The 18,240-nt window shown below is 53.6% G+C and carries 10 protein-coding genes; 4 read left to right on the top strand and 6 right to left on the bottom strand.

The features are described 5' to 3' along the window. The first annotated feature begins 125 nt into the window (after positions 1–125). Both MHH78_RS24000 and MHH78_RS23995 read left to right on the top strand, forming a co-directional pair. Positions 126–1,289: a glycoside hydrolase family 27 protein gene (locus MHH78_RS24000; protein WP_341169049.1), complete on the top strand. Its 1,164-nt coding sequence runs from the start codon at positions 126–128 to the stop codon at positions 1,287–1,289. A gap of 31 nt (positions 1,290–1,320) precedes the next feature. Next, entirely contained in the window at positions 1,321–1,524 is a 204-nt protein-coding gene (locus tag MHH78_RS23995; protein ID WP_036724896.1) for a hypothetical protein, read from the top strand. A gap of 177 nt (positions 1,525–1,701) precedes the next feature. On the opposite strand, the gene MHH78_RS23990 is transcribed toward MHH78_RS23995, so the two are convergent. From MHH78_RS23990 to MHH78_RS23970, 5 genes are read right to left on the bottom strand one after another with little or no spacing between them, the layout of a single operon-like run. After that, a complete protein-coding gene (locus MHH78_RS23990) occupies positions 1,702–3,288 on the bottom strand; it encodes a response regulator (RefSeq protein ID WP_341169048.1) in 1,587 nt (528 codons plus the stop codon). After that, positions 3,266–5,026 (bottom strand): sensor histidine kinase, encoded by a 1,761-nt coding sequence (locus MHH78_RS23985; RefSeq protein ID WP_341169047.1) that lies wholly within the window; start codon positions 5,024–5,026, stop codon positions 3,266–3,268. Before MHH78_RS23985 ends, MHH78_RS23990 begins: the two co-directional genes overlap by 23 nt. Positions 5,027–5,057: 31 nt before the next feature. Continuing rightward, positions 5,058–5,927, bottom strand: coding sequence for a carbohydrate ABC transporter permease (locus tag MHH78_RS23980; protein WP_076073683.1), 870 nt, complete (start codon positions 5,925–5,927; stop codon positions 5,058–5,060). 19 nt (positions 5,928–5,946) lie between these two features. Further along, positions 5,947–6,858, bottom strand: coding sequence for an ABC transporter permease (locus tag MHH78_RS23975; RefSeq protein WP_340941714.1), 912 nt, complete (start codon positions 6,856–6,858; stop codon positions 5,947–5,949). 39 nt (positions 6,859–6,897) lie between these two features. Then, on the bottom strand, positions 6,898–8,544 hold the full coding sequence (locus MHH78_RS23970; protein WP_341169046.1) for an extracellular solute-binding protein: 1,647 nt from the start codon (positions 8,542–8,544) through the stop codon (positions 6,898–6,900). A 213-nt stretch (positions 8,545–8,757) separates the two neighbouring features. Here MHH78_RS23970 and MHH78_RS23965 point away from each other — a divergent pair, with 213 nt between their 5' ends. After that, the gene (locus MHH78_RS23965) at positions 8,758–10,773 is read left to right on the top strand and encodes a beta-galactosidase (protein WP_341169045.1); all 2,016 of its coding nucleotides are present in this window, start codon (positions 8,758–8,760) and stop codon (positions 10,771–10,773) included. A gap of 25 nt (positions 10,774–10,798) precedes the next feature. After that, positions 10,799–12,223 carry an alpha-L-fucosidase gene (locus MHH78_RS23960; RefSeq protein ID WP_341169044.1) on the top strand — a complete coding sequence of 475 codons (1,425 nt, stop codon included), beginning with the start codon at positions 10,799–10,801 and terminating at the stop codon, positions 12,221–12,223. 679 nt (positions 12,224–12,902) lie between these two features. Here MHH78_RS23960 and MHH78_RS23955 read toward each other — a convergent pair. Continuing rightward, positions 12,903–18,155, bottom strand: coding sequence for an S-layer homology domain-containing protein (locus MHH78_RS23955; protein WP_341169043.1), 5,253 nt, complete (start codon positions 18,153–18,155; stop codon positions 12,903–12,905). Between the last annotated feature and the right edge of the window lie 85 nt (positions 18,156–18,240).

The following is an 18,240-nucleotide window of genomic DNA, read 5'->3' as shown; positions in this document are numbered from 1 at the left end:
TCCATCCATATGAAAGCAACGTCAAGCTATAGATTACAAGGATTAGGTGTGATTAAATACATAAATAATACAGCATTTGCCCAGGGATCAATTCCTGTCATAATGCGAAAGGATGAATACGAATCATGGACAAACAGCAACAGCTTGGCTTAACGCCGCCGATGGGATGGAATTCATGGAACACGTTTACTTGGGATATCAACGAGCAATTGATCCGGGAAGCGGCCGATACGCTGGTGGCGGACGGTTATAAGGATGCAGGGTACGAATACATTGTCATTGACGACTGCTGGAGCCTGAAGGAACGGGACAAGGATGGCAAGCTGGTGGCTGACCCGGACAAATTCCCGAACGGAATGAAGGCGGTTGCAGATTATATTCACTCCAAGGGACTGAAGTTCGGCATGTACTCTTGTGTGGGAACGCATACCTGCGCCGGGTATCCGGGCAGCTTCGAGCATGAATTCCAGGATGCCGCATCGCTGGCGGAATGGGGTGTAGATTTCCTGAAGTATGACTACTGCTTCAAACCCAGACATATGTCGGGGGAGCTGCTGTACAAGCGGATGAGTCTCGCACTTAAGAACTGCGGAAGAGACATTCTTTTCTCCGCATGTAACTGGGGTGAAGATAACGTCTACCAGTGGATTCGTGAATCCGGCGCGCATATGTACCGTTCCACCGGCGATATCCAGGACAGCTGGGAATCGATCAAGACGCTGTCGCTGTCACAGCTTGATAAAGCCGCCTACACCGGGGCCTACTGCCATAACGATCTGGATATGCTGGTAGTCGGCATGTACGGGGGCAGCAACAGCGACTTCATCGGCAGCCAGATCGGCGGCTGCACGGATGTGGAGTACAAGACGCACTTCTCGCTGTGGAGCCTGCTGGGCTCTCCGCTGATGGTCGGCAGTGACATCCGCAAGGCCAACGAAGCGACCAAGAACATTCTGCTGAACCCGGATCTGATTGCCATCAACCAGGATATCGAGGGCCGCGGAGCTTACCGCATTAAGCCTGAGCCGCAGTGGTTCCATACCAATGAAGTATTCATGCTGGTAAAAGTATTAGCAGACGGTGACCTCGCGATCGGATTCTTCAATCTGAGTGATGGTCAAAGAGAGATGTCGCTGCAATTCTGGGATTTCGGGCTTCCGTATGCCTCCGGCAAATCGCTGTCCCTGTATGACTGCTGGGAGCACAAGGAGCTTGGGGTGTTCAGAGAACGGTTCGCTCCGGTCGTTCCAGCCCATGACTGTCTGATCGTGCGGGCGAAATTGGTCTGATTGGTCTAGAGATAAGAAAGAAGAGAAGCGTATGAGCATGAACAGAACCTGCAGACAATGCGGGGTCCCTCTGATGACGGATGATGTGGCGATTTACCTGAAGCTGGTCACGCGCAATGCCCAGGATTTCCTGTGTATTGACTGTCTTGGCGAGCAGCTCAAATGCGGGCGCGAGCCGATAGAGCGGCTGATCAAGTATTTCAGGGAATCGGGGAAATGCGTGCTGTTCCGTTAGTTATACCCTTGCATTACCCTCTATTGGCAGACACCAGAAGACAGCAGCGGACAGACTGCTGCGGACCGCGTGCTTGCCGGTAGGGGGTTTTTCGCATATATAGAACGACAAAAAGCTCACCGTCAAGGCGATTGCCTCTTTGGTGGGCTTTTTGGCCCGGAATTACCAGGAGCGTAATTAGAGAAGCGTGCTCTCCCTGAATTCCTGGGGGGTGACGCCAAAATGCTCCTTGAAGACTTTGATGAAATACGTGGGGTTCTTGTATCCCAGGCGGTTCGCTACTTCATAAACTCTGTATTTACTGTCCTTCAGCAAGAATACAGCCTTCTCCATCCGCAGCCGCAGCAGGTAATCGGACAGGTTCTCTCCCGTCTCCCGCTTGAAGACCTTGGATACATGGGTTGGATGCATATACACATATTCGGCGATAGCCTGAAGGGAGACATCCTCCGACAGATGCTCCTGCACGAATTGATGAATCTGCGCGACAACGGAGTGACGGGAGGCGGACAGCTCGGTGTTCATCTCATGCTGCAGCCTGTCCAGCAAGCCCGTTGCCCAATATTCCAGTTCTCCGATGCTCCTGATATCAAGCGGCGTATGCAGGCGGTAGTCTGTCAGCAGACCGCCGTTCTTATGCACAAAGTAGGAGAACGCGGACTTCAAGGCGTAAACAATCTCCGATAAATGCTCATACGAGCCGCTATACTTCGTGCCCCATTCCTGCAACACCACATGCAGCTTCTCTCTTGCCGCCTCCCAGTTCCCGGCCTCAAGCAGATGCGGGAACAAGGGAGGCGAGTAGAGGGAAGCGACCACCAGGGAGGCCGGTTTGACATGATGACCGCCGAGCTGGACGACGAAGTCGTTGTCGTAGCCGATCTGCGAGCGGACCGTGGCGACGCAGCGCTGATACAGCTCCTCCACACTGGCAGGAAAGGTCCCGGAAGGGGAGAGAATGACCGAGATCGTCAGATGCAGCAACCGGCTGACAATCTGCCTCATCTCATCCGCGGTCTGCTCCAGTTGACGTCCCCTTGCATCCCCGCCGCCATTCACAATGAACAGAAGATGGCCGTATACATCCTCGCAGCTCCAGCTTTTGAAGTGCTGGGACACCAGCTCCTCCACAATATTGGTAACGGCGAAGCCCGGGAGTGACATATCGGACGGATCGTAGCGCTTCTGCGGGTCCTCGATGCGGATCAGAATCAGGGAGATCGTATCACCTAATCCGATTGGAAGGCCGTATAACTGGAGCTGCTCTGTCAATTTGCGTTCAGTCCACATGCGTCCCTGGATCAGATGGTTCAGCAGGTTGGAGCGCAGGATAGGCAGATTGCGGTGAACCATCGCCTGGGACTGCACATAGGCGTTCATCTGCTCCCGCTCGGCCTGCAGCCCACAGGCCGCTTCAAAGACGGCAGCGAGCAGCTCCTCATCCTTCACAGGCTTGAGGAAATAATGAGCCGCCCTAGCTTTCAGCCCCTGCTGCGCATATTCAAATTCTGCATGGCCGGTAAGCAGAATACAGACCGTCTGAGGCCAATTCTGCTTGACCGCCCGGATCAGCTCAATGCCGTTCATGCCGGGCATACGGACATCGGTCACCACGATGTCCGCGGCATGCTTCCCCATCAGCTCCAAAGCCTGCTTGCCGGAATAGGCTGAGAATACGCTGGTAATGCCAGCCGTCTCCCAGGCAATGCTTGCGGTCATGCTCTCCACTAAGTGCTCTTCATCATCCACGATTAACAGCTTCATCCTCCACCGCCTTCTCTGTCCAGTACAGCTCTACCCGCAGTCCAGATGCCGCATTGACCGACAGCCTCACCCCTGAATCCGCTCCGTACCGGAGCTGGAGCCGCCGGTGCACATTCAGCAGGCCGCAGGCTTCCGACCGTTCGCCATACCGGTTCGTGAGCAGCTTCTGTAGCTCCTGAAGCCGGACGGTGGTCATGGAGCCACCGTTGTCGTCTACAATCAATGAATACCCGTTGCTGTCCAGGCTCCCGGTAATCGTTACTACTCCAACGCCCTCCAGGGCTTCAATCCCGTGAATCAGCGCGTTCTCGACAATCGGCTGGAGAATCAGCCGGGGAACTTCAAGGTCCCGCATGAGGTCCGCCACCTCGATGCTGTAGCGGATGCGGCTCATCCGCATCCGGTGGATGCTGAGGTAATCGGCAGCATTCTTCAGTTCATCCGCCAGCCTCACCGCCTGATTCTCCACCCGGGTCGTATAACGGTAATAATCGGACAGGTGATAAGCCATTTGCAGCACGGCATCCTTACGTTCCAGCTTGGTCATGCTGATCACGTAGGACAGGCTGTTATACAGAAAATGGGGATTAATCTGTGATTGCAGCTGCTTCAGCTCAGCTTCATGCGTGAGCAGCTGCTGCTCCAGCACATTCTCGATCAGCTGCTGGATTTGCGCCGACATGTCATTGAATCTCGATACAATGAGCCGGAACTCGTTGTTCGCCTGAAGCGGAATTCTGGTCTTGTATTGTCCCATCTTGATGAGCTGCACCCCTCTGACCAGAGCGCGCAGCGGGACCTGAACATTGCGGTACAGCAGCCACGATAAGGCAATGCCTACGATGAGGATCAGTCCGAGGACCAGATAGGCGAACCGGTTGGTCACCCTAAGTGGCGTCAGAATCTCGGATAAAGGCACAAGGTTAACCACATACCCGTCCAGCACCTGCACATCGGAATAAGACAGAAGATAGGAAGTTCCGCTGACATCCAGAGTAATATTGCCCTCATGCGCCAGCTGCGTCCGCTTCAAGACGGATACAGCCTCCTGGAGAAGCTCAGGCGGGCAAGAGGGCGTGGATAAGAAGATGTCATCAGGTTTATAAAAAAGCGCTTCCCCAATTCCCTGCGATTGAAACTGCTCCAGCATCCGGATTACGTTGTTCATGTGAAAGCTGATTTCAATGATCGAATTGGCTCTGGCGATGCCGCTGCTGGACTGGTAGGGCTCAAAGGTCAAGTGGATGACCGTGCCCTGTTTATTTCCATGATCGTCATCCATAATGAAAGTCCAGTTGTCCTTGCTCAGCCGCTGAAGACGTTCCAGATCATAGGAGGTTCCGTTGACCGTAGATATGGTCTGCCCTGAACGCGGCGAATAGACCGTGATTTCATTGATCCATTCCGTCGAGGCGCTTTGCAGATACAGCTTATCCTGAATGAGCTTTTTGCGGCTAATTTGTTCGTAGTAGCTGGAATTCAGCAAGGACAGGTCCTGAAATTCAATGACGTTCGGATCACGGATCAGGAGGTAGGTGAAGGTCTCCAGCTGAGTAATAATATTGTCCATCTGTGTGGCTAAGGTAGATAACCGGCTGATGCCTGATTGTTTGATTTGGCTGGTAATCACGTTCTCATTGACTCTGTTCGAATAGACCGACAAGATCAGAACCGGCAGTAACAATATAACCAGCGAGCCGACCAGCTTGGAGAAGAGACTGCGTTCCTTGTTGCCCATCTGCTTCTGACTCCTAAGTTTTGTGCTTATCTTATTCTTTAACCGCGCCCATCGTCAACCCTTGTACGAAGAACCTCTGCAGGAACGGATAGACGAGCAGGATCGGCAATGCTCCTATCAGGATTTGCGCAGAACGCACCGTGCGTTCCGACAGAATTTTCAGCTGACTGGGGTCAATGTTCGTGTTGCGCATGTCGCCGCTCTGAATGATCGTCTGCAGAAATGTCGCCAGCGGATACTGCCGGTAATCAGTCATATAGATCAGCCCGTCAAACCATGAGTTCCAATGCCAGACCATCGAGAACAAGGATAAGGTGGCCAGGGAGGGAAGCGACAAGGGAAGATAGATCGTGATCAGAGACCTCAGATAGCCTGCCCCGTCAATGCTTGCCGCCTCCTCCAGCTCTTTGGGAATGGCGCGGAAGAATTGCATCATCAGAATGGTATTGAACACGTTCACCGCAGACGGCAGAATCAGGACCCACAGCGTGTTGGTTAAATGAAGCTGCGTGATCAGCAGATAGGTTGGAATCAGGCCGCCGTTGAACAGCATGGTAAAGACAAAAAACCAGGAGTAGAAGCTTCTGCCGTAAAATGAGCGCGAAAGGGTATAAGCGGCGGTAACGGTCAATGCCATAGACAGCAGGGTTCCGGCGAGCGTTCTTTCCACAGATAGAATTAGGGAACGCAGAAACAAGGGATTCGTAAGCGTTCTGGAGTAGGCTTCAGCCGTGAAGCCGACCGGCCAGAAAAACACCTGATTAGCCGTAGCCGCCGCGCTGGAACTGAAGGATACGGCCGCTACGTGCACAAGGGGAAGAATACATAATATAGCCAGGACTGCAAGAAGCACAGTGTTGAGCACTGTAAACCAGCGGTAAGAGATTGTTTTCCGATACATAGATTCCGCCTGCCTTTACTCAAAAGATGCGATAATTTCCGAACCGGTAGGCCAGCCGGTAAGCCGTAACGATCAGGATGAAGCTGATGACCGATTTGAATAAGCCGACGGCGGTCGCGAAGCTGAAGGAGCCGTTCATGAGACCTACCCTATATACAAAGGTATCTATAATATCCCCTTCACGGTAGACCAGCGGGTTGTACAGGTTGAAGATCTGGTCGAAGCCCGCATTCAGGATATTGCCCAGCGCGAGCGTGCCCACAACCAGGATAACGGGAACCAGCGCCGGCAAGGTGACATGGAGCGTCTGCTTGAACCGGGTTGCGCCGTCGATCTCGGCGGCTTCATACAGCGACATATTGATGCCGCTCATGGCGGCGAGATAGATAATTGCGGCGAAGCCGAACTCCTTCCAGACATCACTGACCACTACGGTGATCCGAAACCAGGTTCCGTCTCCAAGGAAAAATACAGTATCGGCGCCAAGGAGCGTCAGCAGGTGATTGACGATGCCTTTATTGCCGAGGATATCCGTCAGAATCCCGCCCAGAATCACCCAGGACAGGAAATGCGGGAGATACACGAGGGTCTGCACGAACCGTTTGAATAGCAGGGCGCGAACCTCATTCAGCAGCAAGGCAAAGAGGATCGGGACTATAATGTTGGCCGTAATCTTAAGCGAAGCGATGAGCAGGGTGTTATAAATGACCTGTACACTGTCAGGATAAGTAAACATATATTGAAAATGCTCGAAGCCAACCCATGGTGAATGCAGGAACCCAAGCCGGGGCTTGAAGTCCTGAAAAGCCATCAACAGCCCCGCCATAGGCGCATAATTGAAGATCAGCAAACAGATTACAGATGGCAGTATGAGCAAATGAAGAGGTAGCTGGCGAGTAAATCGCGTCTTGCTCTTCTTCCATTCCATCATCCGGACAACTCCTCTATAGGTTCATTTGGCAAAAGTCTTCTATTGGTTAAGCGCCTGATACCACTCGTTCACCTCTTTGGTAATATCATCTCCGCCGGAGGACTTCCATTTCTCCACGAAGCTGTCGAACGAATCCGGCGATTCTTGCCCGTAAATAATTTTCAGGAAGGCTTCGCTTTCCATTTTGCGGAGCAGCTCCCCCTTTTGGGCCATGGTTGCTGTTGGAGGTCCGGTGTATTTATCGAAAACGGAGGCTTCGTCAATGTAAGTCTGCAGTACGGCGGCAGCCTCTGCCCATTTCTTCGGTCTGGCTGAGAAATACATTTCGTAAGGGGTCTCAGGTGTTTTTCCCTGGCCGAGCTTGGCCATGACCTCCAGCTCCTTTTTGGGAGTCTGAATGTCGTTGCCGTAGATGGTGTATTTCTTCACATCAATCCATCCGCCCGGGATTTTGTCCTGGTCATAGACCGGTTTGCCGTCCACGATGACATAGTCGTAGCCCTCAGCCCAGCCGTTGGCTAGCTCAGAGGAAGGATCGTAGAAGCCGGGTCCCATGATGGCGTCCAGATAGTTGAAGAAGGCCTCCATATATTTGAAATCCTTGTTGAAATAGAAGCGGACGGAGGATTGCGGTTCACTGCCAAAGCCCATTTTGCCGTCAATGCCTGCAGGAATGGGAACCGGAACATAATCAAAGGTCATATCCGCACTGAACGGATAGGAAGCCATCCAGGTCGGGCCGAAGACCATGCCGGATTTGCCCTGAACAAAGCTCTCCGCCGCCTTGGCTTCATCCATAATCCCGGCGTCTTTATCCAGATAGCCTTTATTCATCCATTCGCTAAGCTTAATCAGTCCTTCCTTGACTGTAGGCTGAACAGATCCGTACTGAAGCTTGCCGTCCGCACCCTCTGTCCAATACGTAGGGATAGCGGCTTGTCCGAACAGGAAATCGCTGGATACCATGAAGGTGTCCTTCACGGCGGTAACGCCTTTTTTGAGCGACAGGGATAATCCGAGGGTGTCCTTGATGCCATTGCCGTCAGGGTCGCGGTTGACGAACGCATCCATTACAGCTTCCATATCCGCGATAGTCTTGGGCGCTTGCAGACCTAACGTATCCAGCCAATCCTGGCGAATCCAGAGCACGCTGAAAGAGCTGTTGGCATTGAAGGTGGGCAGGCCGTAATGCTTGCCGTCATAAGTAACCGTATTCCATATTTCAGGGTACTGGGCATACAGATCCTTAAGCCGCTGCGAAGCGTACTTGTCAAAGGCCTCGTCGATATCCATCACCTTGCCGGAATCAACGACCTGATTCTCAAGCGTCGGATCGTTCAGGGTGAAGACATCCGGCAGCTTCTCGTTTGAATTGAGGAGTAGACGGAGCTTGGTGGTGTAGGCATCTCCTGTTCCCACGGTCCAATCCACCTTGAAGTCAATGCCGAATTTCTCCTTAGCCCATTTGGTGTGGACATTGTTCTCGATGGTTTCCCCGTTCTTGAATTTGTTGTCGGAGCCGACCACACGGCCTAAGGTAATCGTAGCCTCTTGTTGCCCGGTATTTCCCTGATCCCCCTGTGCAGCCTGACCCGGATCAGAGACCGCACTGCAGCCGGCAACAGCTGTCAGCATGACTCCGGCCACAAGGGCGATAGACGCCTGCTTCGCAAACCTTCTCTTCATGTATTGACCTCCCTGTATGTGATGCTGTTTAGTATATCGCTCAGGGGACCGAGGCATAAATAACAATATTGCGAGATTCATGCAAATATATTGGCCGTTCGAATTTACTTTCATTTTATTATATGTATTGATTAATTTATTATATTTCATATTATCAATGAAGCATTTAATATAGTTTGTGTATTTTACTATTTTTATATGGCGGTGATTGGATTGTTGTATGCAGGAGCGAATTACCATCCGCATGACTGGCCCCGGGAGAGATGGGCACAAGATATTGAATGGATGCGGGCAGCATCCTTTAACGTTGTCCGGCTGGGGCATTTGTGCTGGGACAGCTTTGAGCCCTCTGAAGGAAACTTTACGTTTGAATGGTTCGATGAAGTCATGGATCTGTTTCACGAGGCGGGTATACAGGTCGTGCTGGATATCGCAACCCGCCCGGCTCCGACATGGCTCCACAAGAAGTATCCGGCGATTGACCGGACCGATACGAACGGCATCCGCATGGAAGCGCAAACACGCTATATGGAGGATATCGGCCATCCGGCTTTTCAGGAATACGCGTATAAGTTCGCCGAGGTACTGGTATGCAAGTACCGGGACCATCCGGCCCTGTATGCCTTCGGGCTGTGCAACGAGCTGGGCTCAGGAGCGCCTTCTTATTCCAGAGAAGCCAGGGACCGCTTTGAAGCTTGGCTGAAAGGCAAGTATGAGACGGTAGAACAGCTGAACCAGGCGTGGACTACCCAGCGCTGGTCCCGTAAATTGAGCAGCTTCCACGATGTCGTGCTTCCGGTCTCCGGCCAGATTCAAGGTGCGCCGGAACGGGTGCTGGATATGTGGCGTTTTTATTCCGATGAAGTTCTGGCCTATATGCAGGGTCTGAGCCGGATTGTCAGGCAGTTCGCGCCTGAAGCCAGAGAATCTACGAATCACTGGTCAGAGAATCCCGGCTACGGGTTCGATTATCTGAAGCAATATGAGGAGATCATTGATCTCCCCGGTATCGGGTTCTACCCCGGCACCAATCCTGAGGACAGACGGGCCTTGACCGCCGCCTGCTTCTTCATGGATCACCGCATTGGCGAGCTTGACCAGCCCATCTGGTGCCTTGAATTCCAGACTGGCGACTTCGGAGGCTACGCATCCCCGCGCCTGGCCATGAGAATGTATGCCTATCTCTCGCTTGTTCACAGGGCTCAGGCTGTCTGTGCATGGACCTGGCGGACGATGCTGGGCGGCGAGGAGCAGTATGTATTCGGTCTGGTGGATCATGACGGGACGCCGGGCTGGAAGTATGAGGAGTTCAAACAAATCGCGGAGGAATTCAAGCTGCTGCAGGAACGCGGGCTTCCCAGACAGACCTCTCCGCAGATCGCCATCGCTTACTCCTACGAAAGCTTGAAGGTGATGGACGGCAACCGGAGTTTCTACAAGACCGATTATACCCGGCAAGTCCTGGAGGCCTATGAGGCTATTGAGCGGGCCAATCTGGACTGCAATATTGTGAATCTGCGCAATATGCAGAAGGATTACAGCATCCTGATCGTGCCGGGACATGCCGTCATGGATGCAGCCTCAGCGGCCGCCATTCGCACCTTCGTTGAGGCAGGTGGCACCGCTGTGATGACGGCGTATTCTGCGAAGGTCAATGAGCATAACCGCGTGTTCGACACCCCGATGCCCGGCGGGCTAAGCGATGTCTTCGGCATCCGCAGCGGAGCCTTCATGAGAACCAGAAGCCATACGCCTGCGGAGAATGCCGGAGGTCTTGAGAAGACAGAGCTTCATCTGGAACGGGAAAAACCGGCTATTCTGCTTGGGGAGCAGGAAAATCAGCCTGCTATTGACTATTACGAAATACTGGAAGCCCGCACGGCCGAGACTGTGGCTTCGTTCACGAATACACTCGAGAAGTCGCCCGCAGTCACGCGGAACCGTTATGGCAAGGGAGAGGCGATCTATGTCGCGATACCGGCGGATGCTGATTTTCTTGGTCCACTGCTGGATATGCTGTACCCGGCACTCGGTATTGAGAAAGGCCCGGTTACCCCTTCTGGCGTTGTCGCACGCCGCCTGGAAGACGGCTCTTTACTCTGTGTGAACACCACCGGTATAGAGCAGACCATACAGCTGGAGAGGGAGGCATCCGGGCTGCTGTCCGGCAGCCGCTTCGCGGATTCGCTGACTTTGGGCGCTTATGAGGTAGAGCTGGTAACGTACTAAACTACTATCAAAGGGGAGCATAGGGATGAATGATAATATCAGGAACGCAGCGCAAGTAGTACCTTCTCCACGGCAGCTGGCCTGGCAGGAGCTGGAATTCTATTCATTTATACATTTTGGAATCAATACGTTCACCGATAAGGAATGGGGGCTCGGCGACGAAGCACCGGCAATCTTCAATCCCGAAGAATTTGATGCCAAACAGTGGGTGGAGGTGTGTAAATCGGCGGGAATGAGAGGCCTGATCCTGACCTGCAAGCATCATGACGGGTTCTGTCTCTGGCCCAGCAGCCATTCCGGGCATTCCGTGAAGCACAGTCCATGGCGTGATGGCCAAGGCGATATGGTACAGGAGGTAGCGGATGCCTGCCGTGAGGGAGGACTGAAATTCGGGGTGTACTTGTCTCCGTGGGACCGCCATGACAGCCGGTACGGGACTTCGGAGTATAACGAATATCTCAAGGATCAATTACGTGAGCTGTTAACCGGGTACGGGGACATCTTCTGCGTCTGGTTCGACGGTGCATGCGGTGAAGGTCCGAATGGCTTGAAGCAGGTCTATGACTGGGACGGATATTATGAGGTGATCCGGGAGCTGCAGCCGGGCGCGGTGATCTCCGTATGCGGTCCGGACGTCCGCTGGTGCGGCAATGAGGCCGGCCATACCAGGGAATCCGAGTGGAGTGTCGTTCCGGCAGAGCTGCAGGATTGCGAGAAAATCCAGGAAGAGTCACAGCATGTGGACGACGGTGAATTCGCGAGACGGAGCAACTCCCGCGATGAGAATCTGGGCAGTCGGGAAGCCATTGCCGGGAAGGAACTCGTCTGGTATCCGGCGGAAGTGAATACCTCGATCCGGCCCGGCTGGTTCTACCACGCTGCTGAGGACGACCAGGTCCGCAGCCTCGAAGAGCTGCTGGACATCTATGATAAGTCGGTTGGCGGGAACTCGACATTCCTCCTCAATCTTCCGCCCGACAAGCGTGGTCTCATTCATGAGAATGACGCCCGGCGGATGGCCGAGCTGGGAAGCGTGATCAGATCCACCTTCGAGCATAATCTGGCTGTGGGAGCCCGGGCCACCGCAACGGAGACAATGTCGGAGAACAATGCTGCCAGCCGAGTATTAGACGGGAATAAAGATACGTTCTGGTGCCCCCAGGAAGGTACGGAGCAGGCTACCATTGAGATTGATCTGAAGGCGGAGCAATCCTTCGATACTGTCGTGCTCAAGGAGCATATCCGGTCGGGGCAGCGGATAGAACAGCTTCATCTGGAATACCTGGACGGAGATACCTGGAGACAATTTAGTGAATGCACAGTTGTCGGACATAAGCGTATTCTCAAATTCCAGGAGGTTACGGCAAGGCATATCCGCCTGACCATAGATAAATCACGGTGGTGCCCGACCCTGTCCGCGTTTGAAGTGTACCTTAGCAAGGTGGAGTAAGCCGAAACAGCAGGGGGTGTCCCGTAAGCCATGTAATGGCTGCGTGGGACACCCCTTTATCCTAGGATTTGTTGTTCCTTATTTTTTGTAACAGTCGATCTAAAATGAAACCAACAAGATACCAGAAAGCTAATGTTGTGAGATAGATTACTGCTATTGGAATGTCTGTTTTTCGTACAAAATGAGATGATTCGTATATCCAGACCAACGGACTAGTCATGGTCAACAGGATGTTATAGTCGTCCTTCCCTGAAATATTTACAACAATAGCAACAAATGAAATTAAAACTAACCAAAATCGGAATGATTTCATTAAACGAATTAGTTTCATTAATCGCACCTCCAATTCACTTTTAAGAGCGTCCTCATGGATGAAACTTGACGGTGAAAGTCTGCTACAGGCCGCTATGGGGCGAGCTATATGCTACTACCTTAACATCAATCCACTCTGAATAACTAGAGTATTGTTCTAATCCATTTCTAACATACCTTGCTCCAATAATAAAGATAAAGGTACTTTTAGGCACACTGCGATTTTCCAAAGAGTTGTAATAGTTGGTTAAGACTGCCCTCTTTCAATTTGTCAAGCCTCCATAAACCAAAAACAGCAGAGCAGCGATTCTCCTGTTATTGGAGAATCGCTGCTCTGCTTGATTTTCATGGTGCTTAAGCGCATAGCTTAGTTCATTAATTGCGCTTGTGACAGCAAGCGGAGGATGACGGTTGCCGCCTCCGCACGGGTTGCGGATTGTCCCGGCTGGAATTGCCCGGCCGGTGTCCCGGTGATCAGGCCTGCCTGAACCGCCTTGGCCACATCCTGCTGCGCCCAGCCCGCAATCTTGTCTGCATCCTTGAAGGCTGCAGGCTGAAGCTCTGAAGCTGGGAGCGGCGAGCCTGCAAGGGCCATCGCCTTAACCAGAATAATGGTCATCTCCTGGCGGGTAATGATGTCGTTCGGCCGGAAATTATTGTCCGTTCCGCCCTGCACCAGACCCAGCTCAGCGGCTGTTCCGACACTTCCGGTGTACCATGCGCCGGAGGGGGTATCCTTAAACGAAACATCTGCCGAACCGGAGGAGGAATAGCCCAGCGCACGAACCATCATCGCTGCGAATTCCGCGCGCGTTGTGGTAGCGTTCGGTGCGAATTTGCTGTCCGTTAAGCCGGTGAGGATGTACTTTGAGGCCAGCTTTTCGACGGATAGCTGTGCCCAGTGCCCCTTGATATCCTCAAATGTCTTGTTGCTTGAAATCACTGCAAACGTGCCGTTGCTCGGACTATAGAACGTTACACCAGTGCCGTTGAAGACCGCCGGGACGAAGGTGAAGCTTCCGTCCTTCTCGATCCGGACCACGGTTGTATTCCGGCTGTCCGCCGGATTGTCAAGCTGCAGAGTGCCCCGGGAATAGCTTCCCTTGAACCCCGGAATCTCCACTGTACGCCCATTGGCTTCAGCTGTTACCGTGTATTCAATAGCAGGTCTGATTAATTTGCCCTGGGCTGCCAGGACAGCCTGAAGGATCTCTTGCTGCCGCTGTTCCGGCAGGACCGTCATACTGACCTTAAGCTTCCAGTCCCCGGTTCCCAATTGCTGTCCCCAAGCTGCGGTATCAACCGCTTTGACAGGGAAGTGGAAGGTGCCGAGCGTAGACGAGACGGTGATCTGGTCTGCCGCTTTTACTTTCTCCGCATCCAGTGTGGCTGTGGCAGTAGTTCCTGTAACCTCTGCTTCGACGGTCACATGGCCGCTGCCGTTTGGTGCTTCCGGCTGAACAGGGGTGACCGAACCAACGGTAGTGCCACCGCCATTGCCACTCCCGGCATTATTGCCGCCGCCGGTTTCGCCGCCGTCGTTGTTACCGCCGCCGTTGTTACCGCCGCCAGGATCACCGCCGCCGTTGTTACCGCCGCCAGGATCGCCGCCGCCGTTGTTACCGCCGCCAGGATCACCGCCGCCGTTATTGCCGCCACCAGGATCACCGCCGCCGTTGTTGCCGCCGCCAGGTTCGCCGCCGCCGGGATCACCACCGCCGGGATCACCGCCGCCAGGTTCGCCACCGTCGTCAGTCGCAAGCGTATGCCGCGCATAAATATCGAACCGGTCGAACGCAGGCGCGTATTGGCGCGGGACTGCCGTATAAGGAGTAAAGCCTTGCGCCCCGGTTCCTCCATAAGGGTTGGAGCCGCCGTCATACGTATTATTATTGGAGAAACGGATGCTGTTGGTGCCAGCTTTCAGTTCAACATCAAAGGTCTGTGTGGCGAACTGCTGCCATGAAATGGTGTTCTTGAAGTAGACTGTCTGCGGCTCGCCGCCGTTGACGCTGATCTGTGCATACCTTTCCACAACGTCATTATTATAAGCATGTGTCCCCGCACTCTCACCGTTCGCGTAGGTAACGACCAGCTTATAAGTGCCTGCTTTGGACACCGTGATGTCAGTAAGCTCCAGATACCGCTCTGCTCCATCGAAGGAGGTAATGCCGTTCACATACTTGCCGCCGGAAGCGTATTTGGCAAAGGCATCCTCGCGGATGAGCGGCAGCTCGGAGCCGGCCGGAGTACCTACGACCGTTGCCGCCTCAGCCTCAACGGAATATACAGAAGTCTGGCTGACGAAGGCTGCGTTAATATAATCCAGGCTAAGCGCAGCGCTGGAACGCACATCAACCAGGTTAATGCCTGTGCGTAAGAAGGTTGGTACTGTAGCGGTCTGCCATTGTCCGCCGGTATCGGTAACAGGCAGATCTACGAGCGGCTTGCGGTCATGTTGAACTTGCAATTTGCCTGCGCCCGATGCCGCATAGCGGATCTGCAGATCATACATGCCGTCTTGCAGCACACTTACCACAAAGCGGGTATTGGCATTCTGGCTGCTGCCGTAACCGCTCACATATCCGGCACCCTCGAAGCCTTCGAGGCTGCTCTCTCTGGATAATCCCAGCGCAGAATCATAGTCGGCGAATTCCGCTTGAACACGGTAGCTCGGCTCTGCGCCCAACACACCGCTATAAGTTAATTCCATCGCGTCAAGGGTGGATTCGCCCTGGCCTGCTTCTCCCGTATCCGGGTTGTATTTGCTGATGCCGATGGAATGAGTCCCTTGTGTCAGATCGGCAAAGATCGTATTGCCTCCCAGCAGCTGCATGTTGTAATCCGCACGCAGAACCACCTTCGTTGCCGGCTGATCATCAATCTTGATGAACCATTCGGAATTGATGCGCTGATTCGCATCTCCGGTATTGGATTGATTGCGCAGGGTGGAGGTTGCGCCGCTGCCGCCAATCAGATCCAGACGGTAGCTCCCGTCTGCCGGAACCGTAACATCCGTCCATTTCACCAGGCTGTCTGCAGCCTTGATACCTTGGACATACTGGCCGTTCGAGGCAGAGCGTCCGGTACTCTTGCGCGGATAGTGGTCCGTCAGGGTCACATTGGTCCGCACCTGCGCATTCTCAGCCTCGAAGCGCTGATAGAAAGTCTCCTTCGGGGCATGATCTACAGCCGGAGTAATGACTGCATAATACGCCGAGGTGTAATCGTTCAGATTGACATCCAGAGTGACCGATCCGTTCTTGACGGGATAATCGCGGTCGAGAATCTGGGTAGGCTCTACTAGAAATCCGGTCAAACCTGTATATCCAGCGTGCCATACGGTGATATGCACGGCTTCTGCTTCTGTGAGGAAGGAGGGGCTGCTCCCATTGCCGGTCACGTTATTGAACACGATCTGGCCGTCTCCTTGAGTGCCTCCGAATGCGATACTGACCTGCTTTTTGTTGTCCTGAATGGAGCTTAGCCCATACAAGCCGGGGCCGAAGGCGTCATTCTCATGTCTGGCGTTGATGACCTCTATCTTGGCCATATCGCCGCCCATCATGTCGGCATACCACTTGTAGAGCCACCATGCTCCGTTAGGCTCGTTCTGCCCGGCGAGCAGGGAACCGTAGGAGTTGGCCGTGTTCCAATACGGCAGCATACTGTTCATCTTGAGCTCATCATAACGTGCAATGTAATGAATCAGCGAGCCGCCTACGGCAATCTCTGAGGTTGCGGCATACTCATTGATATCCACCTTGATCGGGAACGGAACCGTCCGGTCCGGATACAGCTCTTTATAGCGCTGTACGGACCTCTCTTCCACCGTCCGGAAGGTGGCTACGTTCGAGGGAGCCTGGTTGAAGGCTTTGTCCCACAGCATATGCCAGCTGATAATGTCAGGCAGACAGTCATTCTCTACGCAGTAGGGAATGAAATCCTCGAATACCTTGGCTCCATATTGGGTCAGATTCACTCCGGAAATGACTGCACCGGGGTCAATCTCTTTGATCTTCTTCGTTACCGCCAGCCAGTCGCTGTTGAATACGGCTCTTGAATTCTTGCCTGTCTGGTTATCCGCCAGCAGCTGGGGATAACGGGTATTGTTCTGCTCAGGCTCATTGAACGGGATATAGATGAATCTGGCATCCGCATCCCGCCCCGGATTCGCGGCCTCCCATTGCTGCTTGTAGGCCTTGACAGCTGTTGTAATCGGAATGACGGCCTCCTGGATATATTCTTCAGCCGTTCTGGACGGATAGTACCAATGCTGATAATAATCCTGCATGACAATATTGACAGCTTCCCCGCCGGCCTCGAAGAAATAGTCCGACACCCGGAGCGCGTCGCCGGTCGGATGCTGGATGCCGTTCGGCGGCTTCTGGGAGATATGCGAGGGCTTGATCGGAATCAGTGTATTGATATCCGGCACATTCGGCTCGCTGATCGCATACAGTGCGCCGGAAGAGCCGTGGAATACAGGTCCGAGCGAGCGGTCTGCCAGATCGACCGAGATTTTGGCCGGCTTGGCTGAAGTGTTCTCTTCATGCTTCGTCGCCGCATAGAGTGCGCTTACCTGAGTGGCATTTAACTGGACATTGTAGATCCGCAGATCGTCAAATCTCCCCTTGATATCTCCATCCGAGGTATAGAGCGATCTGCCGAAATCGTTGAATTTCAGCGCGTTCAGATAATCACGCGAGAAGAAATGCTCCAGAACGGAGGACATGGTCGCTCCTGATGAGCTTTTGCTCTGATCCAGACCTTTGGTGCCAACGGGAACACCGTCCAGGTATACCTCATAGGCCCCGCTGCTGGTCATAGTGACGGTCACCTGCTGCCACTTGCCCTTGGCCGGGTTACGGTTCCAGACGATATCGCCTTTGTAGCTGGCAATCTGGCTTGGGTTCGTGCCGGTATAGACCCGGTTGCTGAATGTGCCGTCTCCGGCGATGATAATGAACTCGGAGTCCTGCCAGCCGCTTACCCCGGCATTCGTCAGCCCCTTCTCGGCAATTGTGGAGGACAGCAGACGGTTATAGGCGTTAGCCGAAGAGTCGATGTTGGCCCAAAAGGAGATGGACAGTTCATCCTTGATCCTGCTGTAGAGCTGATCGGGCAGCTTCAGCCAGGCAGTACCGTTCCCGCCGCCGGGTAAAGAGAGGACGTCTCCGCGCTGGTCGTCATAGACAATGGCTGCTACTCCCTTAAGCTCAGCACGTTCAGCGGCCGCATCGGGGTAGACGCTGTTCACCACCGTGGTGCGGTCAAGCACCTGTCCTTGGCGGAAGCTCCACTGGAACAGCGGGGCCGCCTCAGCAGCGGTCTTCAACTGGAGCTGATCTGGCGCAGTCTCCTGAACAGGAGCCGCCTCCGGCAATGCAGCAGCGTCCGCCACCTTAGCAGCATCCGGCTCTGCCGGGGAAGCAGGCACTTCATCGGAGTCAGGTGCCGTAACCGGATCGGTCACTAACTCCGAATCAGTCACCCATACAGAATCTGCCACAGGAACCGGGTCTGCGGTCGGAGCTGTGGAAGCGCTTGCCAAACTGGAAGGCAGGAGGGTCAGAATTGCCAGTATAGATATCAGTGAACGCTTAAGATATAGCCTCAATAGATACTCACCTCTTTTGTTTTTTGGGGATACCTGTCCTAATAGAACGGTCTGCGAACTTGAAACAATTCTCTATTCACTAACA

Source organism: Paenibacillus sp. FSL H3-0333, from assembly GCF_038002805.1.
GTDB lineage: Bacteria > Bacillota > Bacilli > Paenibacillales > Paenibacillaceae > Paenibacillus_AQ > Paenibacillus_AQ silagei.
Note: the sequence above shows the minus strand (reverse complement) of the source record. Positions and strands in the feature narration are given on the sequence as shown.

What these genes read in the sequence shown, in the direction of transcription:
- MHH78_RS23960 (WP_341169044.1), top strand. Translation starts at nt 10,799, where the DNA reads ATGAATGATAATATCAGGAACGCAGCGCAAGTAGTACCTTCTCCACGG.
- MHH78_RS23990 (WP_341169048.1), bottom strand. Translation starts at nt 3,288, where the DNA reads ATGAAGCTGTTAATCGTGGATGATGAAGAGCACTTAGTGGAGAGCATG.
- MHH78_RS23980 (WP_076073683.1), bottom strand. Translation starts at nt 5,927, where the DNA reads ATGTATCGGAAAACAATCTCTTACCGCTGGTTTACAGTGCTCAACACT.
- MHH78_RS23970 (WP_341169046.1), bottom strand. Translation starts at nt 8,544, where the DNA reads ATGAAGAGAAGGTTTGCGAAGCAGGCGTCTATCGCCCTTGTGGCCGGA.
- MHH78_RS24000 (WP_341169049.1), top strand. Translation starts at nt 126, where the DNA reads ATGGACAAACAGCAACAGCTTGGCTTAACGCCGCCGATGGGATGGAAT.
- MHH78_RS23975 (WP_340941714.1), bottom strand. Translation starts at nt 6,858, where the DNA reads ATGATGGAATGGAAGAAGAGCAAGACGCGATTTACTCGCCAGCTACCT.
- MHH78_RS23995 (WP_036724896.1), top strand. Translation starts at nt 1,321, where the DNA reads ATGAGCATGAACAGAACCTGCAGACAATGCGGGGTCCCTCTGATGACG.
- MHH78_RS23985 (WP_341169047.1), bottom strand. Translation starts at nt 5,026, where the DNA reads ATGGGCAACAAGGAACGCAGTCTCTTCTCCAAGCTGGTCGGCTCGCTG.